This window comes from Planktothricoides sp. SR001, assembly GCF_001276715.1.
In the GTDB taxonomy this organism is placed as follows: domain Bacteria; phylum Cyanobacteriota; class Cyanobacteriia; order Cyanobacteriales; family Laspinemataceae; genus Planktothricoides; species Planktothricoides raciborskii.
This window is the reverse complement of sequence record NZ_LIUQ01000039.1, coordinates 1-25,006: the sequence shown is the minus strand read 5'-3', so window position 1 is coordinate 25,006 and position 25,006 is coordinate 1. Positions and strand designations below refer to the sequence as shown.

The window sequence follows — 25,006 nt, the reverse complement described above, 5'->3', positions numbered from 1 at the left end:
AGCATTCGCGCAGAGATATTGTCGTTTAAACCGGAATATTTCGGCGCGAATGCTTTGCCCCTACAGTCTGTTTAATTAACAATCAACAATCAACAATCAACAATCAACAATTGTTAAATTTTGGGCTAGGGCTAGGTTGAAATAGGTGGCGTTGTGGGTGTGACCCGCGATCGCGCTAAAGGGTTGGTTGGGTTCACCGAGATGATTGAGGATTAGGGTGGCGCCGGTAAAATCATCGTGTTGAGTGTAGTCGTTGACGGTGATTACGGTTTTTAGTCCAGAGGCGATCGCGGCTGCGAGACCTTGGGGAGAGTCTTCGATCGCCAGACAATCTTTTGGGGATAGATCCATTTGGTTTAAGACATATTGATAGATATCTGGGGCGGGTTTTTTGGCGGCAACAATATCTCCAGCAGCAATGATTTCAAACCAAGCCAGACTGTCTTTTCCCAAGTTGCTAACCAGCAGGGCTGCGGCGTTTTCCGGGGCTGAGGTGGTGGCGATCGCTAATCTAACCCCCGCGTCTCTGGCTTCAGTTAACAAACGGCGGACTCCGGGACGTAAAGAAATGCTGCCAGCGGCTAACAATTCCCCATAATATTGAGTTTTTCGGGCGTGGAGTTGGGCAATAAATCCGGGTAGGTCATCAGGGGGGGCAAAATCTGGGAGATATTCATCGATAAAATAGCGGATGCGTTCTTTGCCACCGGCAACCCTGAGTAATTTTCCATATAAATTAATCGACCATTCCCAATTTAAGCCCGCGTCAGCAAAGGCGCGATTAAATGCGACCCGATGACCATCTCGTTCGGTTTCGGCTAAGGTGCCATCGACATCAAAGATTAAAGCGAGTATTGGGGCTGGTGGTTGCATAATCTAGAATTGGTGATGATTGGTTGAATGGGATTAATGTGGCATAAAAGTGCTACTGGGAGCAATCGTCCTAGGGCTAGGATTCATCGGTGGAGATTTGGTTAAGTTATTTGATTACGTTATTTGATGAAATTATTGAGAAAAAAATCGTTAATGTATGATAAACGATTTTCTAGCTCATCCATGAGGGACATCAGGACAGAGGCAGATTCCTTTTGAACAGATTTTTGCTCCAAGGTACTGGCGATTTCTTCCACGAATAAGCAGCCAATATTGCTACTCGCTCCTTTGATTGTATGAGCATGAGAGCGAATGGCGGTAAAATCCTGAGAGGCGATCGCGGAGTGGAGTTTTTCTTGCAATATTTCCATATCTTCTAGATAAGCTTGCAAAAGTTCTTCTTGAAATTGCCAATCCCCAGCGGAAATTTCCTCTAATCGGGCTAAGTTAATTAAATCTTTTATATCCCTGGTATTATTTAGCTTACTTTCAGTTTGGACGATCTTCTGCTTTTGGTTCTTTGAATTAGTGGCTAAAAATTCCGACCATCGCTTCAACATTGCGGCGAATTTAGCCAAATCTATAGGTTTGGCTAAATAGTCATCCATCCCTGCCGCCAAACATTTTTCGCGATCGCCTTTCATCGCATGGGCTGTCATCGCAATAATCACGGTATGCTCACCGTTGGCTTCTTTTTGCCGAATCAACTCTGTGGCTCGATATCCATCCAAAACAGGCATCTGACAATCCATTAGTACCAAATCATAACTCACGGTTTCTAATAAATCCAGTGCTTCTTGACCATTGGCAGCGATCGTTATATTGGTGTACCCCAAGCGTTTTAATTGATTTTGCAGGACTTTTTGATTAATGGCATTATCTTCAACCATTAATATTGTGGGAGAAAATTTTTCAGCAAATTGAGTTGAATTTTCGGTAAATTCTTCAGAAATGCCGGTAATATCTTCTCTAAGGATATCGCCTACTATATCTCCTACTAAATTAGCCCCTAAATCAGAGGATTGCGGGGTTGAAGATAGCGGAGATAAACCCAAGTCATATCGGCTATTTTTTTCTTCTATCTTTTCGAGATATTCTTCCCTATTACCTATTTGATCAGCGCTTTTATTTTCTAAGATTTTATTTTCTAAGCTTTTATTTTCTAAGCTTTTATTTTCTAAGCTTTTATTTTCTAAGCTTTTATTCTCTAATAGTTTATTCTCTAAGTTTCTGGTAATTTCTGCCCCGGTTGTCTTTCCTGGAAATAGCTCATTTAAACACTCGCGTAGCCGAGATTCTTTTACGGGTTTGACTAAATATTTAGAAAATACAGATGCCTCAAGTCGCTCTTTAGCATTGGGCAAATTAACCGAAGTCATCATAATTAACTTAATCGGCGCAAAATCGGGATTGGCATGAATTAGACGCCCCAGGGTTTCTCCATCCATTGTGGGCATATGCATATCTAAAATTGCCACATCATAAAGCTGCTGTTTTTCTACAGAGAGTTCCAAAAGTTTCATCGCTTCCAATCCACTGTTGACTTCATCTACCTGCATACCCCACTCTTGGGCTTGACAGCGCAATATTTTGCGATTTGTATCATTATCATCTACCACCAATATTCTCAAACCATTTAAATTATTTTTTGGATAAATTGACGTTAAATTTTCTGCGGGATTAGATATTTTTTGTAGCCGGGCTGTAAACCAAAATGTTGAGCCATTTTCGGAACAAAATTTAGGAACAGTCACCATGTTTTCTGCACAGGATTTTTCCCAACAATGATGGAATTCAATCTGCTGCAAAATTTTCGGCGGTTCTGGGTAAAAATTGCCTAAACTGAATACGCCAATTGCCCCATCCATTAGCTTGACAAGTTGCTGACAAATTGCCAAACCTAAGCCGGTTCCTCCATATTCACGAGTGATGGAAGCATCTAGTTGAGAAAAGGACTGAAACAATTTTTTCTGCTTTTCTGGAGTAATGCCAATGCCTGTATCTTTGACACAGAACATCACCATTATATCCGTTTCGGTTTCTGCTTCTAAAAACGCTTGAACTATCACTTCACCGGATTGGGTAAATTTGACTGCATTACCGACTAAGTTCAGCAATATTTGCCGTAAGCGACCGGCATCGCCTCGCAGTTTTTTGGGGATTTTTCGACTGATCCAGCTTACAAGTTCTAATTGTTTTTTATAAGCAGAACCGGCGATTAGATCCGTAACTTCTTCTATGCATTGTTGGAGATTAAATTCAATAAATTCTATAGGCATTTGCCCAGCTTCTAGCTTGGAAAAGTCTAGAATGTCATTGATGATATTGAGTAAGTTTTCTGCACTAATAATAATGGTTTGAACAAAGTCTTGTTGCTCTGGATTTAGTTGACTTTGTTCTAATAAACCAGCCATGCCCAAAACTCCGTTCATTGGGGTGCGAATTTCATGGCTCATGTTGGCTAAAAATTCTGATTTCATTCGGGCATTATCTAAGGCAATTTCTCTGGCTTGCACTAATTCGTCAATTCGATTAGTGGCGATGACAATCCCACCGATTTCTCCTTCTGGATTGTACCAAGGATTGACGGCCAAGCGTAGATACATTTTTAGATAATTTTGCTGGTGAACGACTTCTTCAGGACTATTAATGATTTCTCCTTGTAATGCTCGCTGCTGAATTCGTTGCCAATGGACGGGCATATCTGGCAAGATTTGTTCTAGGGTCTGGCCAATGATTGATTGTCCGTGGAGATGATAATCGGCGAGCCATTGATTGCTATGGGCAATGACTTTTAATTCCCGATCGCACATCACCATTGCGACTGGGGCATTGGTAATAATTTGTTGGAGTTGTTGGTGTTCTTTTTCTAGGCGGGCAGCGGATTGTTTGCGATCGCTAATATCCTCAATAATTGCTAGATAATAGACCGGTGTTTCTTCTTCGTCCCGAATCACACAAGCGGTGAGATTAATCCAGACAATTTCCTGGTTTTTCTTTAGATAGCGCTTTTCTAAAGTGTAATAAGGAAGTTCTCCCCGGAACAATCGTTGGGCTAATTGAATATCGAGTTCCAGATCGTCTGGGTAGGTAATATCTGCAAATGTCAAGCGGATCAGTTCATCTTGGGGATAGCCCACCATGTCACATAAGCGTTCATTCACCTGAATAAATTGATCATCCAAGCCGATCAAAGCCATTCCTAATGGGCCTTCCCGAAAAATTTTCCGGAATCGTTCATCGCTTTCTTGCAAAGTCTCTTCCATAAGTTTTCGGTTAGTAATATCTGTGGCGATGCCATCAATGCGAATAGCTTTGCCCTCATCGTTGTAAAAGATGCGAGCGCGATCGCGCAGCCAACGCACCTCCCCATTAGGCAGTAAAATCCGATATTCGACATCTTTACTGCCGGTTTTGAGTAACTCTTCCGATCCCTTGACGACTTCTGCTTGGTCTTTGGGGTGAATCAACTCTAACCATAACTGAGGGTTTTGCCAAAAGTCCGATGCGGGACGCCCATAAATCCCTTCCAGCGCCGGACTGAGATAGAGATATTCAAAGGTTTCCGTGGAAACAGACCAAACCACATCATCGAGAGAGGCCAAAATACCATCAAGTCGCGCTTGACTATCTCGAAGGGCTACGGTTGCTTTTGCCAGTTCAGTGGTGCGCTGTTCTACCCGTTGTTCCAGTTCTTGTCGAGATTTCTGTAGCTGTTGTTCGATGCGATGGAGATCGCTGATATCCGTAATGCTACCCAGATAACCCAATAATTCCCCGGATGGATTGCGTTGCGCCCCAATCCACCCTAAAACCCAGGTTTCTGTCCCATCTTCGTGCAAAAAGCGATATTCGGATCTAAAGACTTGATTGGTTTGGGCGGCGCGATCCCACTCCGCAAAAACCGCCTCGCGATCTTCTGGATGAATCGCATTAATCCATCCATCCCCCAATGCTTCCTGGCTGGTAATCCGGGCAATTTCGCACCAGCGATCGTTCACGGATAAGCATTGACCCTTGGCATTGGTGTGAAAAATTCCCACAGGTGCTACCTGGGCTAAGGTTTGATAATGCTGTTGAGTTTGCTGCAACGTCGCTTCCATCTTTTGACGTTGAGCAATTTCTACTTCTAAACTCAGTTTGGCGGCAGCCAGTTCGGCAGTTTGTGCAGCGATTCGGCTTTCTAACTGTACACTTTTAGTCAGTAGGTGTGATGAGCGATCGCTGCCCGGTAAGGGTTCTGATTCCCCTGTTTTCTCTATTCTCTCCCCTATAGCCTCTATTCTCTCCCCTATAGCCTCTATTCTCTCCCCTCTATCCTCTATTCTCTCCCCTCTATCCTCTTTTCTTTCCTCTCTATCCTCTATTCTTTCCTCTCTATCCTCTATTCTCTCCCCTCTATCCTCTTTTCTTTCCCCTCTATCCTCTTTTCTTTCCTCATCTTGCCCAGATTTGATGGGGTTACCCTTGACTGTTGCCAGCATCAAAGAAACGATGATTACCGTAGCAACCGCGATCGCCTCTATGACCAAAGGTTGGGAAATCACCCAGGATCCTTTAAGGGTGAAGGTAAAAAATACCTGATGATCCAATGCTGGATTGGGCAAAACTGGATTGGGCAATATTTGAATTGCCGCGTTCGTGAGGGTTTGTTCCCCTAGAATTGCCGCAGTCAGCAACCCAGCCCTTGTCCAAGGTATTTTTTCATCTCCAAGGGATAAACTTAAGGCGGATAGTCCGGTGGTTAAACCCAGACCCAAAAGTAAAAGCCAAAGATTACATTGATAAATAATGTTTGAATCAGCTAATGTCGCCGATAACCCCAAAATTAAATAGTGGGGAATGGCGATCGCACCGGTCCAAAAAATTCCCTGGTGGAATAACCGGATCGGTGATGATTCTATGGATGGATCCGCCAATGGAGATAAAGCCAGACCAGAAGCGGCGATCGCTACCCCCAGGGATAAAATAATCAGCCATAAATACTCCGATTCTCTCGGTGCTTGAATTCCCAATAACCCGGTCAAGGCGATCGCCCAAATGCCCAGCCCCATCGCCAAGCTAGGCAACCATCGCCCTGGAAGGAGTTTTCTCTGGCCTTGCAACGCTGTATAAGATGCATGGGCGCCAATCAGAATTGACAGAATTATCAGAATCGACTGATCTCCTAATAATGTGTGGTGCCACCAATCATTCATAAGTATTATCTTTGAGGTTATCTTTGAGTGCTACAGATTAGTTTTTAAAATAAACTCTCAAATAAACTAACATAAATCTTCCCCGGACTAAACTCTGGACGAAGCAATCTTAATTTTTTCCTTAAGTTTTTGCTAATTTTTTGCAGGCTAATTTTTCGTTAATATCAGAAAATCTGAAAATCATAAAAATAACTTAAACGGATTTAAATTAGCAAAAAATTTGATTAATTTATGTTTTATCTGCTAATTTATCCTAAAAATAGACAAAATGTAATCAATGTTAATAAATCTTGATTAACCGAGCAAAAATGCCAAATATTTACCTAGATATAACTCTGAATACCATAAAAATTAACCCCTATAAAAATCCTGATAAAAGGGAAAAGCAAAAATTTATATAACCTTTTTGCCAAAAAATCTGCGATCTATAATACCAATTTTACGGAAAATGTTAAAATACTTGCATCTATTTGCACCTATTTGCAGCTATTTCCAGCTATTTTCACCGAGAACCGCCTAGGAGTTGCCAGAACTACCGGATTAAAGCTACTCTATAAGTAAGTTATCTCTCAATTCTCTGACAACCCTGTGTCTACGATCGCCATCTATCCGGGCAGCTTTGATCCGATTACATTAGGACACCTCGATCTGATAGAACGAGGATCCAAGCTTTTTGATCGACTGATTGTAGCTGTTTTGCTTAATCCGAAAAAAAACCCGATGTTTGCCGTGGAACAGCGCATCGAACAGATTCGCCAAAGCACCAAACATCTGAATAACTTGGAAGTAGACACTTTCAATGGTCTAACGGTCAACTATGCCAAAATGCGTCAAGCTAGAATTTTGCTGCGAGGTCTGCGAGTGCTCTCAGACTTCGAGATGGAACTACAGATGGCTCATATCAACAAAACCCTTGCATGGGAAATTGAGACCGTTTTTCTGGCTACCTCTAACGAGTATAGCTTTTTAAGTAGTAGCGTAGTCAAAGAGATCGCCAAATTTGGCGGCTCAATTAACCACCTTGTTCCTGAACATGTCGCGATCGATATCTATAAATGTTACGCCAAGACACAGATCGAATCAACGCCAAAACCCAGGGAATAACTTCTAACGAGGAATTATCCCCACAGGCACCAACTAATGCATCGACCAATTTCGATATTCAACGAGAACTCAATCACCTGGAGGACATTATTGTCTATAGTCCCCGGATTCCTTTTTCGGGACGCCTTTTTGTGGATGAAGACCAATTCCTCGATCAACTCGATTTCATCCGTCTGAATTTACCTACCGCATTTGCCGAAGCGGAAAACATTGTCCGTCAGAAAGAAGACATCCTGATGCAAGCAGAACAATATGCTCAGGAAATTATTGAAGCGGCAGAACAACGAGCGATGCAAATTCTCGATGAAATTGGCATCGTCCGTCAGGCAAAACAAGAAGCAGAAGCTCTGCGAAAACAAGTACAATCCGAGTGTGAGTCGGCCCAACAGCAGACTATTGCGGAAATCGAACAGTTGCGCCGACAAACCCAACAGGAAATAGAAGAAATGCGCCGTCAGGCGATCGCCGAATGTGAAGCGATTGAATCTGATGCCGATGAATATGCCGATAGCGTTTTGCAAAATCTCGAACATAATCTTACGGATATGCTGCGGGTGATCCAAAATGGTCGCCAACATTTACAAAGAGATGCTAAACCTCCGATGTCTTAATCCCGCAATTCATTAATTCATTTGTTGATGGTTGATGGGTAGGGATTCTATGGTTGATGGTTGACTTTTGACTGTTGATGGGTAGGGATTCCATGGTTGATGGTTGACTTTTGATTGGAAATTAATGGCCAACAAAAAGTAACTGGTTAAAACTTGGGAATTTCAGACTGATCGCCCCTTTGAAACTGCTCCCAGGAGGTTTTTAATGCTTTGGGGGCGGGAAATTTGCGATCGTAAGCTACAATCACATTCGTCAACAAACTCTCAGGAGCAATTAAAATATTTCCATGATAGGCTAATGCTTCTGAACTTCCCCCATCTAAATTCATGGCTTGATCGCAGCCGATCTCCTGCATCATAGTTGCTTCTTCTTGTAAGGATAACGGAACCAAAAATGCCACCAAAAAGAGTAACTTTTTCTGAGTTGAAAATCCAATCGCTGTCCGATAAGCAATATTCAACACACTAGGATCTCTAAACCCTTCACTTTGTGGTGCCAACCAAATCTTGCCATCTTTAAGCAATCTTGGCCCACTGGTAATCGAGAACCAATGTTCTTGCCATTGCGGTCTTCCTTCGATTCTCGCAGTCTTCATTTCTAGTTGATTCCCGGCTTTCACCCCCAAGGTGGTGCCATAATTTTCCCACGGTCGATATTTGAGAAATTTGCCTCCCGCTACCATATTTCCCATCACTTGTTTTTGGGCATCTATGCTAAAAAAAGTTCCATTGACCACCACCGCAGCGCGAGAACGAGCCACCATTGTTGCAAAGGGTTCATCGCCTTTTGTAGACCGAGAATTATTCGCTTGCGTGGCATTATTAGCTAAACCAATCGTCAGCAGATTTTCTGGATCGTTTAAATCAATGGTTACTTGGTAAAATGAAATATCTTTTAATGTTTTGTGTTCAAGGGCGATCGGTTGTTTTTTGTTCAAAGTGGTCATAGTGGCGATCGCTTTTGGCGGATCGGCAGCAATGACTGGGGCATCGGTTAACCCTGTTTTTGGCGGGGAAATCCCTGGAGTCACCGTTTCTATATCTGCTTGAGGTTCTGATAACAATTGACGGCGATTTAATCGGCGATTTAATAGGGAGATCGCTTTTGGGCAAAAAAATTGAAACCCATTGATCACAAAATCTTTAGAAACTGTCGCCATCCCCACGATCATAAAAAATAAAAAATTTCGGCGCAACATGGGGAACACTCCATGTTTTTTTTGGGGATTTTCCATCACTATCTCCTGACAATCTGAATGCTGCCCCCCTTGATAAGGAGGGATCAAGGGGGGCAGCAAGGGGGGATTACTTTCTATTTTATAAGCATAATGCCAAAAACCGGGTTTCTAGTCTGAGTGATAAAACAGGTTTTCTTCCCAGATACAGAAACCCGGTTTCTAGACCAGAAATTTTGGCCGACTACCATTAAGGATCGTATTAATATGTTTAATCTTTTCACCAAAGCCAAAAGTGGCTATTATTTTCCCCAACCTTGATTCACCAAGATTTGTGCGATCGCCTGTGCCGATTCTGGGGGCAATTAATCGGCAATTCCTCAATTACCCGGAATTTTCTTATCCTTCATATGGGCAATCAGGGCAATAAAAAATGGTAATTTGATTTTAATTCATCGAGAAAAAAATTATGGAATTCACGATTTTGACAATGCCGCTACTGCAAATGGCATCTGGCGATCGCTTAGGGCTACAAGTGTATCGCTTCACCGGCAGTCAGCCGGGGAAAAAAGCCTATATTCAAGCCAATTTACATGGGGCATAAATTTCCTGTAACGCCGTAATTCACGAGTTAATTCAATTCTTAATCAGCATAGATCAAAAGCAACTCATGGGAGAAATTTATTTAGTCCCCCTCTGTAATCCTCTGAGCATTAATCAGCGATATCATCACTTTTCTACCGGGCGATATAATCCTTATGATGGCCGAGACTGGAATCGAATTTTTTGGGACTATAAAAAAGAAAAAGAAAATATTTTCGCCTTTGCCCAATCGCAACTGAATCAGCACCCAGAAACCATTCGGCGACAATATTTACAAAAAATTCAACAGAGTTTTCCCCAACGACATCAACAAATTCAGTCTCCCTTGAGTGTGCCTTTTCGGATTCTTTATCGATATCAATTACAATCCTTATGTCTCGATGCCAATTACATCATTGACTGCCACAGTGCCACCGATCGAGCCTTAGATTACCTCTATTGTTTTTCCAGTCGAGAAGACAGTGCTAAAGGGTTTTTATTCCCTCATGCCGTCTTAATGAATGACTATGATTGGGATGCCTTTGATGAAGCCTTTCTCAAACCGTGGTTAGCCTTGGAAAAATGTTTAGCCGAATTAGGTCAGCCAATCCAGTTTGATGTCGAATCCTGGACATTAGAATTAGGAGGGGGTCAGCAAATCCAGCCAGAGTCCGTAGCTAATGGCGTCCGAGGAATTAAAAATTACTTAGCGGTCAAAAGGATGTTAGACATTCCGGGTTTTCCCCTCCCGGAAACCACTGCCCATCAAACCCAATTTCATCGCAAAAGTGAAATCCAGGAATATTATGCTGGATCTGGTGGATTGGTGCAAAATTTGGTGGAGTTGGGAACTGTAGTTAAAGCGGGACAGTTGCTTTATTCCCTACTTAGTTTTAATAAAGAAGGTCTGCCACCAGAGGCGATCGCTATTTATGCCCAAACTCCCGGCTTAGTCTTCAATACCACCACCAATCATGCCGTCAACCAAGGGGAATATATCTTATCGGGCCGGAATCACCGGAAAAAATCACCCAGTAACAAATCACCCGGTAACGGATAAAGGCGCGAAATTTCCCCCACAGAAGGAAATTCCACGCCTCTATCATAGCGGAGAGCGAAACCTAATCCGTGAAAACAGCCTAGGTGTTGGCCACTTCAGCGGTAGCCAAGTCTGTGCTGCCACGAGTGCGTCGTCGAGTCACACTATTAAACAGCATCACACCGATCGCCTTAATCAGATTACCTTCGAGTTCATTAAACATCTTCATGTTCATGCCAAAAGCATCGTTAGCTTCATCTACAATCCGATTGGCGCTGGCTTCATCAACCGGGAGGTCGTTCATCGCCTGACGATACTTATTCTTAAATTCCTTTTCATCCGCAATATCCGCAAACTCATAGAAAGCGGTCCCTTGTCCTTCCGACAGGTTCATGGCATTTTGAGCAATTTTCTTGAGAATTTGACCCCCAGAGAGATCACCCAAATACCGAGTATAGGAATGGGCGACCAAGAGTTCTGGTGCGGTTGCAGAGATTTCTCTAATTCTTTGCACATAAGTTTCACCGGCAGGAGACAGTACCACTTCATCGCGCCAGTTACTACCAAAGTAGTAGCTCAAATCTTGCTCTAAACTGCCTTTTCGGTTCAGTTCAGGGAAGTAAATCTGAGAAACAATTGGATGTGCTTTCTGTTTCTCCATCTCCTCTTCCATTGCCGAATAGACAAAGTAGAGGTTGGCGACTAACTTGCGGTAAGAATTTTTTTCTACAACGCCCTTTAAAAAGCACTTGATAAAACCAACGTTTTCGGCCATCGTGTGAGACTTCTTGGTTCCCTCACGCAATTTAGTCGCTAGATTACTGCTCATATCCAGATTTTTCAACACTTAAAAAATAAACGGCTGGCGGCTAGATTTATGAAAACCACTAACTCATAAGATTAAAATGATTTGCTGAGAAATTTCATTAAGAATTGTTACGCTTGAGCGGTGATACCTGGGGGATGCGATCGCCACCTCCATGAGTAATTTCACCTGACAACTCTTTGAGAGCAGGTAAAAATACTCAAAATAATCAAAATATTCCTTGATATTCCCTGATAAGTGATTATAAGTGATTACACTCAGTAGCCATCGCTCCACTGCCCTCACTTAAGTCCTGGATTTGGATGGGGTCGAATCCACGGACGAAGTTGAGGGCTGATCGAGCAGTTGAAACAAGTCACCTAACTCACAATCAAAATAATGACAGAGTTTTTCTGCGGTTTTGCAGTCAATTCGGCGAAACTGGTTGTGATAAAGGTTGCCAATAATGGTCGGACTGAGTTTAGTGGCGATCGCCACCTCAAACTGCTTTAATTTCTTCTCCGCCATCATTTCCCGTAGTCTACAAGTGATCGGCATGACTCAAACTCCTGTTTTTCCGTGTAAGTCTTGTCCCTTTTCGCGGTCATCTACATGACCAGTTAACAGCTTACTAGAAATCTTACACCATATAAATATTTTTGTTATTAGTTATTGATTATTCGTTATGGGTTTTGATGACGAGCGATCGCCAACCACAAATAACCAACAACAAATAACCAATAACCAATTCACCGCCAACAAGGTTTGGCTGCAAAGCCTTGGTTTCCGGTTACTTGCACATGGCAAGAAACCTCGATCGCCCCCTGATTACTTCCTTGATTATTTTGCACCACGTTCCTGGATCCTCCGGCACTAGCTTTGAGGAAAATACTGCCCTGAACGGTATTATTTTCTACGGTGACATCTCCCATAGAATAGGGGCGATTGTTCGTATCCGCCATAAGATAAATCAGCGGGGTATTATTCGTGGGACTATGCAACACTTCATTTCCTTGAATGGTCACATTTTTAATCTCTTGAGTTTTGTACAAGCCAATATAACCCTTGCCCCGATTATTTTTAATCTCTGCACCATTGACGGTGGTGCCCCCACAACATTCTTGAATCAGAATCCCTTCCCCGTCGGTACTAAAATATTTAGAATCCTGGATTCTATGCTGATACACTTCATATTGATTGCCCTGAATTTTGACATTCCAACCAGACCAGTCAATAGCCCGATTTTCAAAAGTATCGGCGCCTCTGGGTTCTCGCAGTCCGGTGGGATGTACCCAAGCTTGTTTTCGGGGATTATCTTTAATTTGATTATCTTGAATTACTAAACCATCTCCAGATGCTTGAATCCCCACTCGCATGGTGTGATAAACCCAATTATCCCGAATGACAATACCTTTTCTAAATAGTCCCGGTTCACTATCCGGGGTGGCCGCTAATTGAAATCCCCCAGGTTTTGACCGATTCACTACAATACCATAGTGGTCAGTATAGCTAAAGGGAACTTGGCGGCCATCTTCTAATGCGATCGTTGATTTTTGATCTCGCGATTGGATTTGATATCCGGGCTGGTCGTAAGTATCCGTTGGCTTATCATTAATCCGATTATTGGCAACTAAAATATTTTCTTTGGCTTGCAGTTTAATATTCGTGGCAAAGCGATCGCTAAACCGCATCCAAGGGGCTTGAAACGATACATCCGGCACCTGGGGGTCTGGGGCTGCTACATTGTTGCTTTTAATGCCAAAAACCAGCAAGTTTTTATTAGTTCCTGTCTCAGAATTCCCGACAATAGAAATCGCTGCCCGATTAATATCTAGATTGACTAAGCCTAAATTACTATCTTGATCGCTCTGACGGGTTAAGATTTTTTTAAAAGCCGTATCGTTAGGGGTGCCATTGCCAGATAATCTGGGTTGATATTGAGGAAAGACTAATTTACTCGGTGGGTCATAATTATCAGATTTAGCATCAGTCACCTTTGGGGTTTCTCCCCGTAACACTACGCTATCAGTGAGATAAATATGATCGTTAAATTCATAAGTTCCCGCAGGAAAATAAATCACCCCTCCTCCAGCCGCCGCCGCGATCGCCGCCGATAAGCGATCGCTCATATTTGCCCCATAAAAATCTTGAATATTATAGACACAATTCCATTTAATTTGGTTAGTCCAAGGATAAGTATTTTGGCCATATTGAGTAGCGATCGGATTATCCTTTGACCCGCCCTTGGGACTGCCACATCCCTGATTTTGAACCATATTTTCCGAATTATTTTCTGACTGAATTACCGACTGAATCACCGATGTTTCTAACGCAGAAACAGGATAATTTTTTCCCACCATTTCCGGGCTAGGCAATGGCGGTGATGGCGTACCATTTACATAGGAAAAAAGCGTATAAATTAACCAAATCAAAGACAAACTAAAACCCACCAGAGAAACAACTTGTAAAAATTTGCGTTCTTGGCGTTTCAGGGTTTTCAGTTTTTGCTTTAAATTAGGAATCATGGGGAAATTTTGCCAAGTTAAACAGATTTTCAAGTTAAACAGAGAATAAACACGGGCAAAAGCCCGTGGACAGCTATTTCTTTGCTTCTCTATATTCTTGTATATTGCTTTAGTTTACGTCCTAACCGCCTTGGCGGTTGCTATAATGATAATCATACAGAGAGGGAAAAGGCAATCAGCGATTGCCTTTTCCCTCTCCCCGACCAGGTGATATTCTCAAAATTATTCCCTATTAATTTGAGCATATTCACTCATTGACATTCGCTTCACTTTCTTAACCTGTCACGAATGACTATATTGCTATTCCAGGATTTCGGACACAACAAGTTTCTCTCATCACCACTTTATTAGACCAAACTACTTAGTGGAACGCACCCGTTCTGTCCTACCGACCTCTTACCGCCCGATCTCGACATCCTCGAGAATGCCGACGGCGTCGGGGACAAGGATAGCGGCGGAGAAGTAGTTGCTGACCAGATAGGAGATGATGGCCTTTTCGTTGATGCCCATAAAGCGCACGTTCAACCCTGGCTCATATTGCTCGGGTAACTCCGCAGGCCGAAGACCCACCACGCCCTGATTGTCCTCACCGATACGCATGACGATGATCGACGTGGTCCGGGTCGTTTTGTTGATGGGGATTTTGCCACAGGGATAGATGGGGATGCCACGCCAGGCCGGAATGCGGTTTCCACCCACATCGATACTTTCCAGGTAGAGACCCATTCTGTTGCACTGACGCGCAAAGGCGGCGATGGCACGCGGGTGGGCAAAAATGTACTGTGAATTGCGCCGCCTAGCGATCAGCTCGTCCATGTCATCCGGGTGAGGCGGGCCGTTGCGGGTGGGAAAGCGTTGGCTGAGGTCGGCGTTGTGCAGCAGGCCGAACTCTTGATTATTAACCAATTCGTACTCCTGGCGCTCGCGCAACTCATGCACAGTCAATTTAAGCTGTTGTTCGATCTGGTCCATAGGCTCGTTGTAGAGATCGGCAACGCGGGTATGGATACGCAGCACCGTCTGCACCAGGCTCAACTCGTATTCGCGCGGAGAGGTCTCGTAATCGACAAAGGTCGTGGGCAGCACGGGTTCGCCTGTATGACCGGCAGCCAACGCAATGGCGGCCTGACCGTGTGTATCTTGGGCTTTTGGCGGGCGGGCCTTGAATTCTTCGATGTGGGCCCGCAGCGATTCAGAGGAAGCCACCACCTCTTCAAACGCCCCCTGCGTCAGCATCAACACCGTGCAGCGCGTAATCGCCTTCATGGTGAAGTCCCAGAGATCGCCGGATTCGATGATAGCCTGGTAGGTGAAGTGATCGCCATCGGTCAACACCGCAAGCTCCACCTCATCGCCATACTTGCCCGTACCGATTTTGCTGACCTTGCCACGGGCAATCAGCACAATCTGGTCGGCGGGGGTTCCCTTTTCCACCAGCACATCACCAGGTTGAAACTCCTGCTGCACAAAGCGATCTGCCAGCGCGTTCAACACCATTTCCTCGTCAAACTCGCGCAACAGAGCCATTTCGCGCAACTCTTGCGGGATCACTCGTATGGTGGACCCCACATTGGTAAAGGTCACTCGGCCATCGCCCAGCGCATAGGTCAAACGCTGGTTGACCCGGTAGGAGCCGCCGCGCAGTTCCACCCAGGGCAACCGGCGGCTGATCCAGCGCGAGCTGATGCCCTGCATCTGCGGAGTAGTCTTGGCGGTTGTGGCTAACTTGCGCGCCGCATCTGTACTCAAGCTCGACTGCATCGGTATAGCCTGCCCGTTAAGATTCACTTCTTCTACCATGATTCACCTTTATTTTTCACTCGTTTTAGTCTTATACCGCGGGCTACTGTTGTGCCATTCAAACCCGCCGCCCATCCATCCGCGCAACCCGCGCAGGAAGCGTTGAAGTTCCATGTTGGGCACGGTCTGGAGTTTCCGGTGGCGCTCCTGAAAATCATGAACCAGGTCGTTGTGGAGTTTGACGGTGATCTCTGTCGCCTCTTTAATAGAGCAACCCCGATCCGCCGCAATCTGTAGCACCATGTTGACCGGTGGCTGCTCGTCTGCCAGATCCTTATTGACGGAAAGGAGATCGTTGACCAGGAGCGAGGCTATCCCGGCCAAGAACGCTGCGTGACGGACGCGCGGCTCGAAGAAAAGATCCCCTGGGAGGACGTACCCTCCGATGGGGTCGATTAGCGTCATGGAGGTGTAGAAGCTGTCGTGCTGGCGCGCGGCTAGATACTTCCAAGCTGGCGGGTACTCGTCGGTGTAGCGCCATGCCGCATAGGCACCCCAAGAGACAAACATAGAGAAGGTGGCGTAACAGGTGCGCTGGACTTGCTCCGGCGTGGCGTACTGGCCCAAGTAGTCGATGGCCTTACTGAAGGCCACCAGCACCCGATCTTCGGCGATCGCTTCCTCCACCGGTGGGGTAAATTCTCCCGCCGGGGGTGGCGGGTCCAAGGCGGTCATCGCCAAGACGAGACGTGGGGGCAGCAACATTGGATCCGCACCGAGATCGCTGTCGTCGGCGTAGTAGTCGTCGGCAGCCCACCAGGCCATGTTCAGCTTGGCACCGATCAACAGCCGATCTGGGTCGTCGCAGTCCGGGTGGGCCAGCATAACCAGCCGTCCGAACCGTACCTTACGAATCTTCTCCACCTCGTCCTCATCGAACCCGCACTCTAGTGCCCAGGCCGCCAGCCGATCGTCTACCTCGTCCGCCAGCGGCTCGTTGAATCGCTCGGTAATGGGGCAGTAGAGCGGCGAGGCAGTCCCATCGCCCCAGGCTCTCTCTGCATAGGCCGGATCGAGGTCCCCCGCCGGGGCGAGGTCTGCCTGGGGCAGCCGTGGTTCCAGGTTACCGGCACGAGCAGCCTTGGCTAGCTCGCTCACAAAGCGAGCGGCGGATGTACCGAGGCCAGTCGGACCGAATAAAAATGGGGTACTCGTATTATCCAGGTTGGTATCTTTCATCGTCTTATCCCTGTATCAGAGTGGTGGTGTGTGGTGCGTGTGCGGTATGCGCGCTACGCACCACACTATGATGCGATTTGTGTTTTGGATAAGCCTTAGCGAATGATCCGATCGGCGACGATGAGCAGGTAGTGGAAGCTGCCCTCTTTGTATGCCGTAAGGAAGTAATCCTCGACCCCGGTGACGAGCGAAGACTTGGCCCGCAGTTCCCAGTAGGGAATCGTTAGGGGAGTCAGGTCGGTGACGGTAATCGGGACGAGGTTGTTCGCTGCCAGTGCCTTGAAATATTGACTGCGCGGATGGATGTTACAGATGTAATGGGCATCGATTTGGCTGACCGCCCGCGAGCGCCCCCCCGTAACGTCGTTGTAGCAACCCGTGATGCAGGCGTAGCGACCACCATCCTGCAACAGGCGTGCAAACTCGGCGAACAGCTTGAACAAATCTACATACATGGTGGTCTCATTCGTCCAAATGCTACGCATGGCTCCCGTCTCGAAGCCTGTATCCAGCATATTGCGAAAGTGGAACTTGACCTTTTCGGTCACGCCGCGCTGCGCCGCCTGGTCGTTGGCAAACTCGACCTGAGATTCTGAGATTGACACTCCATCGACCTGACAACCAAAGCGTTCATTGACCATGAAGCTGGTGCCGCCGCGACCGGAACCGCCGTCCATCACGCGGTCATCAGGCTTGACGTCGCCCAGATGATCGAGCAGGAACGCAGCCTGGGCGTGTTCGAGCCGGTGCAACTCGCGAATAATCCGATCGTCGCGCTCACCTTCGGGGGCCTCCAACACCGACCAATCGACATCGCCGATCCCGTAGTGGTGGTGGTAATAGCCGTCAACGTCGCCTAGCAGCAGATTAACGGGATTTTTTTCTTGGTTCCAATAGTTGGCAACCGACTTTTGATATTCGTTACGCAAAACATTGTCGGCAGTGATATTTTGGGGCATGGCTATAGAATGCGTTACTTCTCAATAGGTGTTTCAATGAGTGTATGGTGAAGATGCTGACAGTTGACTGTTCAGGTACCTCTGCCGGGATTTACTAGCGTCCTAGCTCGACATCTTCGAGCACGCCGACGGCATCGGGTACGAGGATGGCAGCGGAGAAGTAGTTGCTGACGAGATAGGAGATGATGCCTTTCTCGTTGATGCCCATAAAGCGCACGTTCAACCCCGGCTCGTGCTGATCGGGCAACTCTGCGGGTCGAAGACCGATCAGACCTTGATTGTCCTCACCGGTACGGACAACGATCACGGAAGTGGTCTGGGTGTTGCTGATGGGAATCTTGTTGCAGGGCAAAATCGGGATGTTGCGCCACGCCATGACTCGTTCGCCCCCCATATCATGGCTGTCGGGGTAGAGACCCAGCTTGCTGCACTCGCGGCCAAAGGCGGCAATGGCACGCGGGTGGGCAAAAATGTACTGGGCATTGCGGCGGCGGGTGATCAGCTCATCAAAATCATCTGGCGTGGGCGGGCCATTGCGGGTGGAGAAGCGCTGGCTGAGGTCGGCGTTGTGCAACAGGCCGAACTCTTGGTTGTTGACCAACTCGTACTCCTGGCGCTCGCGCAACTCGTGCACCGTTAGCTTGAGTTGTTCTGCAATCTGGTTCATCGGATCGTTGTAGAGATCGGCAACGCGGGTGTGAACACGCAGCACCGTCTGCACCAGGCTCAACTCGTATTCACGCGGAGAGGTCTCGTAATCGACAAAGGTCGTGGGCAGCACGGGTTCGCCGCTGTGGCCAGCGGCCAGATCGATGGCGGCCTGACCGTACCGATCCTGGTCCTTGGGGGGTTGGGCTTGAAACGCCTCGATGTGCGCCTGAAGCGATTCTGAGGAGTTGACCAGTTCTTCAAAAGAGTTTTGTGTCAGCGCCAAGACCGTACAGCGCGTGAGCGCCTTGATGGTGAAGTCCCATACATCTTCGGATTCAAGAATGGCCTGATAGGTAAAGTGGTCGCCATCGATCAACACACCCAATTCCACCTCATCGCCATACTTGCCCGTACCGATCTTGCTCACTTTGCCGTGAGCAATCAGCACAATCTGGTCGGCGGGGGTTCCCTTCTCTACCAGGATGTCACCGGGTTGAAACTCCTGCTGCACAAAGCGGTCGGCCAACGCGTTCAAGACGGTTTCGTCTTCAAAGTCGCGCAGAAAGGCCAGCTCGCGCAGCTCCTGGGGAATTACCTGAATCGTTGACCCGACGTTCGTAAAGGTGACGCGACCATCACCCAGCGCATAGGTCAAGCGGCGGTTGACGCGATAAGAGCCGCCGCGCAGATGCACCCAAGGCAGCAGGCTGCTGATCCAGCGTGAGGTGATGCCCTGCATCTGCGGAGCGGTCTTGGTGGTTGTGGCCAACTGCTTCGCTGCCCGAGTACTCAGGCTCGACTGTTCCGCTAGCGTCTGCCCATTAGAATTCACATTTTCTGTCATCTTTTACCCCTTGATTGTAATGAATGGGTTGATGGTTGTATGCCGTGTTGACATTTGATAGGCTCTTAAAGAGCCTATCAAATGTCAAGTTATTAGATAAAATTAATTCAACCATAAATATCAGAAATGTTGAATTTCGATACAAAAGTTTACATTGTAATTTACACTTATGTCTTTGAAGCATAAATTTTTCAAAAAAACGTCATCTCCTCAAACCAATGAACATAACTAATTAGGTAGGTACAAAAAATCAAAAGTATGTAAAGATAAGTAAAGACCAGTCAGCTCGTTGGAGGAAAAAATTATGGGCGCTCGTCTGAGAGTATTTCTGACCCCGGAAGAAGATCGAACCTTGTTTGAACTTAGAAAGGCAACCACTCTACCTCAAAGGGTAAAAGATAGAGCCTCCGTTGTCCGGTTGAATGCTGATGGATGGTATGTTGAAAAGATTGCGAGTCACTTTAACTGGTCTGTTGAGAGAGTCAGGGACACACTGCATCGTTGGGAGAAGAAGGGACTAGGGGGACTGTGGGACAAACCGGGGCGCGGAAACAAACCGAAGTGGAAAGAGGCTGATATAGCTTATGTAGAAGAATGGCGTTGCACACTGGTGGTATGCTATAGAGACCGGGTTGGCAATGGCTCTCTAGAGTAAGTCAATGGAATAGGTACATTTTTATGCCTTAAATAATAAATAACTAATCTGACTGAGAGTTGCAACATTAAGAGAGATTTAGAATCTTCTTAGAGTTTTTCTATGTAACCGAGCCAAGTAATGTCTTAGTCTTGTATTTTCCCCTTCCACACGAGTCATGTATGTTTTACTAATAATATGATCGGCCTCGTCAATAAATTGGGGATAAACAACATAACCATCTGTCACATAAAAAAATGATTCCCATCCTTTAAGAATTTTCCATAATGGTTTAAATGTTGCCGCCGAACGATCTCCTATTACATAAGCTAAAATTCCGGCTACCCCTTTGTTGACGGCAGTCCACAGCCAGATTTTATTTTTTTTTACCTATATAAGTCTGTAATTCATCTATTTGAGTGACTGAGGGAATTTCCTGATAATCTGGTTGCTCTGGCAAGCTTAATGCGGCTGCTTTTATCCAATTAATAACTGTGTTATGACAAACACCAGTTAATCGTTCTATGCGACGAAGACCATTACCTTCAACATAAAGATGAAGGCAATGTTCCTTGACATGATCTGGATAGCCTTTAACAGAATAGCTATCAATAAATTGACGACCACAATCTTTACAATAATGATTTTGTTTTTCTCTTTTATGGCCGTTTTTCTTAATGTTTTGAGATTGGCATACAGGACAAATCATCGCTATGTTTTATTTTAATGTTCATCCTTAGCATACCACGAATGGGCAACGCCATAATTAAAGCTCACTTTTGGTTGCATTATTCCTAAAATGCTCAGTCTTCTCCCTCGTCTTGGCGTTTGTTCCTGACGTTTCTGTTCCTTGGACGGAAAATAGGTATAACCGACTGAACTCCATAAACAAAACCCCGACTCGTCTAAATACTTGATAGTCAATTTCTCCCGCTGCTGCGGCGAATTCCAGCATATCTAGATCGGCTTGTTTTATCTTTTTTTCTTCTGGGTCTTGCTTACTTTTATGACTGATTCTTGTTCGTTTCCAAATTATTCCCTTTTTTTTAGAACCCGTCTGAGGCGATCTGGACTTAGGTAAACTTGCCGTTCTGCCGCCAGTTTTTTAGCCAGTTGTTTACTGTTGTAGGTGCGTGGCTCCTGCCTAAGACATTCTTCTGGCGTTGCACACTGATGGTATGCTATAGAGACCGCGTTGGCAATGGCTCTCTAGAGTAAGTCAATGGAATAGGTACATTTTTATGCCTTAAATAATAAATAACTAATCTGACTGAGAGTTGCAACATTAAGAGAGATTTAGAATAACACAGAGTTTTTCTATGTAACCGAGCCAAGTAATGTCTTAGTCTTGTATTTTCCCCTTCCACACGAGTCATATATGTTTTACTAATAATATGAGCGGCTTCGTCAATAAATTGGGGATAAACAACATAACCGTCTGTCACATAAAAAAATGATTCCCATCCTTTAAGGATTTTCCATAATGGTTCAAATGTTGCCGCCGAACGATCGCCTATTACATAAGCTAAAATTACTGCCAACCCTTTCTTTACCGCATTCGACAGCCAGATTTGATTTTTTTTACCTATATAAGTCTGTAATTCATCTATTTGAGTCACTTCGGGAATTTCCTGATAATCTGGTTGTTCTGGCAAGCTTAATGCGGCGGCTTTTATCCAATTAATAACTGTGTTATGACAAACGCCAGTTAATCGTTGCGACGAAGACCATTTCCCTCAACATAAAGATGAAGGCAATGTTTCTTGACATCATCTGGATAGCCTTTAGGAGAATAGCTATCAATAAATTGACGACCAGAATCCTTACAATAATGATTTTGTTTTCCTCTTTTATGGCCGTTTTTCTTAATGTTTGTAGATTGGGATGCAGGACAAATTATCGCCATGTTTTCTTTTAATGTTAATCCTTAGCATACCACAAGTGTGCAACGCCAATTTTTTGACAAATACAACATTGTAAATAGCGTAATTTATCTAATAGTGTATTTCCCCATTGTTCGGGAATAGATACAATCTGTAAAATTAGATAAGCTATCAAGCTTACGTAAGCATTCAGGTCGTAATAGTTCGGCTGTAAGCCTCGTTTATTATGGGTTATAAATTTTTCTACCTGTTTACCCATTATCAACAAGAAAATCCAAAGCCCTTATTTTTTGGTATTTATTGAGAATGATCTGTTAGTCTAGACCTCACATTAATTCTGAAACCCTTGATCTGGCTGTGTTTCAGACACCTGAATAGTTACGATTTAATTTTTGATAAATTTGTTGAAAATGTTTTTAGTCGCGGTGAGAACTTGCCTTGGAAAATGTAGAGATATCTACGCCAAAACCCCTATTATTTATTCTTTTAAATAAATCGCGCATACTGGTTAAGCTGTTATCCATTACTAATGATAGCCAGCACCCGAAAAATAGACGGCTTTTTAATACTGGATAGTCATTTTTGGGTAGGTCTCTCAAGATGTCTTTGAGAATCATAGAGAATGAATATTTAGTCATGCTTAAAGTTAAATATTTAAATTTTTCGCGCTTATTAGAACATCATTGTGGCTATTTTAACCACTTTTTTATTTACATTCAACACTTCTGCATAAATATTTACCAGAAGTATATAAATATAGAAGGAAATCGACGATGGGATAAGGGATAAGTATAGCGCTTCGCGCTGGTCTAGTTACACTTTGTTTTTATGAACATCTCACCTGGACTCAGTTTCAGTTACGGGATTTGTAAATAGACCAGCGCGACTTGCTATACTTATGGTTCCCAAGAAGACAACTTGGACTAGCTAGCAATTTTCGGAAATGAGGGACACATACTTTTAGCTGGGAAAATGATTTTGATCTGTAAAGTCAGTTGAGAAATGCACTCGCATCTTAAGTAAAAAATTTTAAGACATTGAGAGGCAGAGGAAAAAGTAATAAATCAAGCTTTGCCACAGGCTTTCGGAGAGTTTTGACAACTCCAAAATCCTGGTTAGACGGGTCAGCGAAATACTTGATGGGGTCAGTAGCCTTACCTTTATAAAGAAGTGACCATTGCTGGACAACTCACCTTGGTGCCACCTAATCCACAATAGCCATTGGGATTTTTCGCCAGGTATTGCTGATGATATTCTTCAGCAAAATAAAATTCTGGAGCATCCAGAATTTCTGTGGTAATTTCCCCATAACCCGCTTGACTGAGGGCTTGTTGATACAGGTTACGAGAGAGTTCGGCTTGCTGCCGTTGTGCGGGGGAATACACATAAATGCCGGAACGGTACTGGGTGCCCACGTCATTACCCTGACGCATTCCTTGGGTGGGGTCGTGATTTTCCCAAAACACTTTCAGTAAGGTTTCATAAGAAATCACCTTGGGGTCAAACACCACATAGACCACCTCGTTGTGACCCGTCATCCCGGTACAGACCTCTTGGTAAGTGGGATTTGGGGTGAGTCCAGCCGCATATCCAACCGCTGTAATAAAAATTCCCTTTTGCTGCCAGAATTTGCGTTCTGCCCCCCAAAAGCAACCCATGCCAAACATGGCGGTTTCCATCCCATCCGCATAAGGGGGTTTCATGGGATTGCCGTTCACAAAATGCTTTTCAGGAACGGGCATTGCCTGCGATCGCCCCGGTAAAGCGTTTTCCTTACTGGGTAGAGTCAGTTTTTTTCCAAATAATCCAAGTAGTCCCATGATCTTTGACTCTGATTCGATCCAGAGTGATATATGTTGACGTTCTTCATATTATGTAACTTTTTTACCAGACTTCGGGGAATTTGGCGTGAAGCGAAGCTATCCCGTAGGCGTTCCGCCTTCCCGTAGGGTAGGTAATCGCCGCCAAAAGCCGCACCGTAGTAGCAGTTCATCGATTTTGTTGCTACATCCCTACGGTGCAGAATAAGTCCCAGGGCTGTTTTTTTGACCGAAATTTAATGATGCATTCTAGTTGAGTCGGTTATGATCCCCTTGTAGGGTCTACATCGGCTGAACAACCGTGATAGATCCGGTCTGCCGTTCTGAATGCTGACAATGCTGACAAAATTCTCACCTAAAAAATGAGAAATATTAACAAAATCTAAAGATTTTATCGGATAATGTAACGAAATGTTAATATTTAACTGGCAGACAAGGAAATCCGTAAGGCGACACCTGATATAATAAGAGGTTATTTAAACATGGCTCAAATCATCGACCCAATACCCACCAACTGCGCTGATAAACGTTTATGCTGCTATGTGAATCCCACAAGTCAAATTCAAGTAGCCCGAATTACCAATATCTCTAATTGGTATTTTGAACGAGTGGTATTTCCTGCCCAACGGCTGATGTTTGAAGCCCCAAGTCAGGCAGTGTTAGAAATTCATACCAGTTGTATGGCGGGTGCGGTGCTGGCTGATACCATTCCATGCGATCGCCTCCAGTTAAAAGAAGACACCTCATTAAGTCAGTCCAAAGCCTTAATTTCCAGTTATTCATAGCCGACCTGTACCATTCGGCGTCAATTCACCCCAAAGCCCATAAATGCTGGGCTTTGGGGTGAATTTATTTTAGGGATTTGGTCATCGGTGACTGACCCCAGCAGACCCCAGGGTTTCCAACCTGAATGGCGAATTTATGGCAAATTAATGATTGCGATATTGACAGAAAGTCAACGCTCCAGTGGGTGAAGTGGAAAGCAATCAATTTGAAAAAGAAAGTCTTTCTACTGTCGAAAGATTTTGGATTGCAGGATATGGGGAAAAAACCCAAAAATTTATTCTAGATTTTATCCTATATCTATATATAGATGAAATTAGAGAGATGCAAACCAATCATTTCAGTATAAAAGTATAAAATTATTTTTGACCAGCCGGAATCTCAATCTAAATCCCCCGGCAAATTGTATCCACCGAAAATATGCCTAATCGAATTATTTACATAAGTTTTATCTAATCTTGCCAAAATAAAAAAACGCCCCCCTTTTCAGGAGAGCGTTTTTTTATTTATTTAGTTAAATTAGCTAAGAATTAGCCATTGA

Annotated in this window: 17 protein-coding genes and 5 pseudogenes; 7 read left to right on the top strand and 15 right to left on the bottom strand. The window is 44.8% G+C overall.

Translation table 11 applies throughout. The annotated features are described in order from the left end of the window. Positions 1-96: 96 nt before the first annotated feature. Positions 97-873, bottom strand: a complete 777-nt coding sequence (locus AM228_RS20120; RefSeq protein ID WP_054468589.1) for an HAD family hydrolase — start codon at positions 871-873, stop codon at positions 97-99. A 119-nt stretch (positions 874-992) separates the two neighbouring features. After that, positions 993-6,071, bottom strand: a complete 5,079-nt coding sequence (locus AM228_RS34385; RefSeq protein ID WP_054468587.1) for a PAS domain S-box protein — start codon at positions 6,069-6,071, stop codon at positions 993-995. Between the two features lie 588 nt (positions 6,072-6,659). On the opposite strand from AM228_RS34385, the gene coaD reads away from it, so the two are divergent. Continuing rightward, a complete protein-coding gene (gene coaD, locus AM228_RS20110; RefSeq protein WP_156331929.1) occupies positions 6,660-7,175 on the top strand; it encodes a pantetheine-phosphate adenylyltransferase in 516 nt (171 codons plus the stop codon). After that, positions 7,127-7,786 carry an ATP synthase F0 subunit B gene (locus AM228_RS20105; RefSeq protein ID WP_054468585.1) on the top strand — a complete coding sequence of 220 codons (660 nt, stop codon included), beginning with the start codon at positions 7,127-7,129 and terminating at the stop codon, positions 7,784-7,786. The genes coaD and AM228_RS20105 overlap by 49 nt, the downstream gene beginning before the upstream one ends. A 146-nt stretch (positions 7,787-7,932) precedes the next feature. Here AM228_RS20105 and AM228_RS20100 read toward each other — a convergent pair whose 3' ends face one another. Next, positions 7,933-9,021: a phosphodiester glycosidase family protein gene (locus AM228_RS20100; RefSeq protein ID WP_054468584.1), complete on the bottom strand. Its 1,089-nt coding sequence runs from the start codon at positions 9,019-9,021 to the stop codon at positions 7,933-7,935. Between the two features lie 409 nt (positions 9,022-9,430). Between AM228_RS20100 and AM228_RS36895 the strand changes: the two genes are divergently transcribed. After that, a complete protein-coding gene (locus tag AM228_RS36895) occupies positions 9,431-9,565 on the top strand; it encodes a hypothetical protein (protein ID WP_313890664.1) in 135 nt (44 codons plus the stop codon). Further along, complete coding sequence (locus tag AM228_RS20095) at positions 9,566-10,603, top strand: succinylglutamate desuccinylase/aspartoacylase family protein (RefSeq protein WP_322096583.1); 1,038 nt, start codon at positions 9,566-9,568, stop codon at positions 10,601-10,603. It begins immediately after the preceding gene. Between the two features lie 79 nt (positions 10,604-10,682). Here AM228_RS20095 and AM228_RS20090 read toward each other — a convergent pair whose 3' ends face one another. From AM228_RS20090 to AM228_RS20060, 7 genes are all read right to left on the bottom strand, one after another. Then, positions 10,683-11,411 carry a heme oxygenase (biliverdin-producing) gene (locus tag AM228_RS20090; protein WP_054468657.1) on the bottom strand — a complete coding sequence of 243 codons (729 nt, stop codon included), beginning with the start codon at positions 11,409-11,411 and terminating at the stop codon, positions 10,683-10,685. Between the two features lie 282 nt (positions 11,412-11,693). Next, on the bottom strand, positions 11,694-11,945 hold the full coding sequence (locus AM228_RS20085) for a helix-turn-helix transcriptional regulator (RefSeq protein ID WP_054468583.1): 252 nt from the start codon (positions 11,943-11,945) through the stop codon (positions 11,694-11,696). Between the two features lie 191 nt (positions 11,946-12,136). After that, on the bottom strand, positions 12,137-13,912 hold the full coding sequence (locus AM228_RS20080) for a hypothetical protein (RefSeq protein ID WP_054468582.1): 1,776 nt from the start codon (positions 13,910-13,912) through the stop codon (positions 12,137-12,139). A gap of 396 nt (positions 13,913-14,308) precedes the next feature. Next, entirely contained in the window at positions 14,309-15,712 is a 1,404-nt protein-coding gene (locus AM228_RS20075) for a family 2B encapsulin nanocompartment shell protein (RefSeq protein WP_054468581.1), read from the bottom strand. A 9-nt stretch (positions 15,713-15,721) separates the two neighbouring features. After that, positions 15,722-16,891 carry a family 2 encapsulin nanocompartment cargo protein terpene cyclase gene (locus tag AM228_RS20070; protein WP_054468580.1) on the bottom strand — a complete coding sequence of 390 codons (1,170 nt, stop codon included), beginning with the start codon at positions 16,889-16,891 and terminating at the stop codon, positions 15,722-15,724. Between the two features lie 95 nt (positions 16,892-16,986). Further along, positions 16,987-17,850 carry a geranyl diphosphate 2-C-methyltransferase gene (locus AM228_RS20065; protein WP_054468579.1) on the bottom strand — a complete coding sequence of 288 codons (864 nt, stop codon included), beginning with the start codon at positions 17,848-17,850 and terminating at the stop codon, positions 16,987-16,989. Between the two features lie 94 nt (positions 17,851-17,944). Then, complete coding sequence (locus AM228_RS20060) at positions 17,945-19,345, bottom strand: family 2B encapsulin nanocompartment shell protein (protein WP_054468578.1); 1,401 nt, start codon at positions 19,343-19,345, stop codon at positions 17,945-17,947. Positions 19,346-19,649: 304 nt separating this feature from the next. Here AM228_RS20060 and AM228_RS20055 point away from each other — a divergent pair. Continuing rightward, a pseudogene (locus AM228_RS20055) lies at positions 19,650-19,937 on the top strand (helix-turn-helix domain-containing protein); the annotation flags it as partial. A 26-nt stretch (positions 19,938-19,963) separates the two neighbouring features. Here the strand turns inward: AM228_RS20055 and AM228_RS29975 are convergent. The 5 genes and pseudogenes from AM228_RS29975 to msrA form a co-directional block, all read right to left on the bottom strand. Further along, a pseudogene (locus AM228_RS29975) lies at positions 19,964-20,688 on the bottom strand (IS1 family transposase). A 17-nt stretch (positions 20,689-20,705) separates the two neighbouring features. Continuing rightward, positions 20,706-21,137 (bottom strand): annotated as a pseudogene (locus AM228_RS20045) (IS630 family transposase); the annotation flags it as partial. Between the two features lie 23 nt (positions 21,138-21,160). Continuing rightward, positions 21,161-21,879: pseudogene (locus AM228_RS20040) on the bottom strand (IS1 family transposase). A gap of 402 nt (positions 21,880-22,281) precedes the next feature. Next, positions 22,282-22,479: pseudogene (locus AM228_RS35510) on the bottom strand (IS4 family transposase); the annotation flags it as partial. Between the two features lie 543 nt (positions 22,480-23,022). Next, on the bottom strand, positions 23,023-23,682 hold the full coding sequence (gene msrA, locus AM228_RS20030; protein WP_054468567.1) for a peptide-methionine (S)-S-oxide reductase MsrA: 660 nt from the start codon (positions 23,680-23,682) through the stop codon (positions 23,023-23,025). Positions 23,683-24,164: 482 nt separating this feature from the next. Here msrA and AM228_RS20025 point away from each other — a divergent pair, with 482 nt between their 5' ends. Both AM228_RS20025 and AM228_RS33120 read left to right on the top strand, forming a co-directional pair. After that, complete coding sequence (locus AM228_RS20025; RefSeq protein WP_082348966.1) at positions 24,165-24,467, top strand: DUF1830 domain-containing protein; 303 nt, start codon at positions 24,165-24,167, stop codon at positions 24,465-24,467. Positions 24,468-24,648: 181 nt separating this feature from the next. Beyond that, on the top strand, positions 24,649-24,822 hold the full coding sequence (locus tag AM228_RS33120; protein WP_156331928.1) for a hypothetical protein: 174 nt from the start codon (positions 24,649-24,651) through the stop codon (positions 24,820-24,822). Positions 24,823-25,006 lie beyond the last annotated feature (184 nt).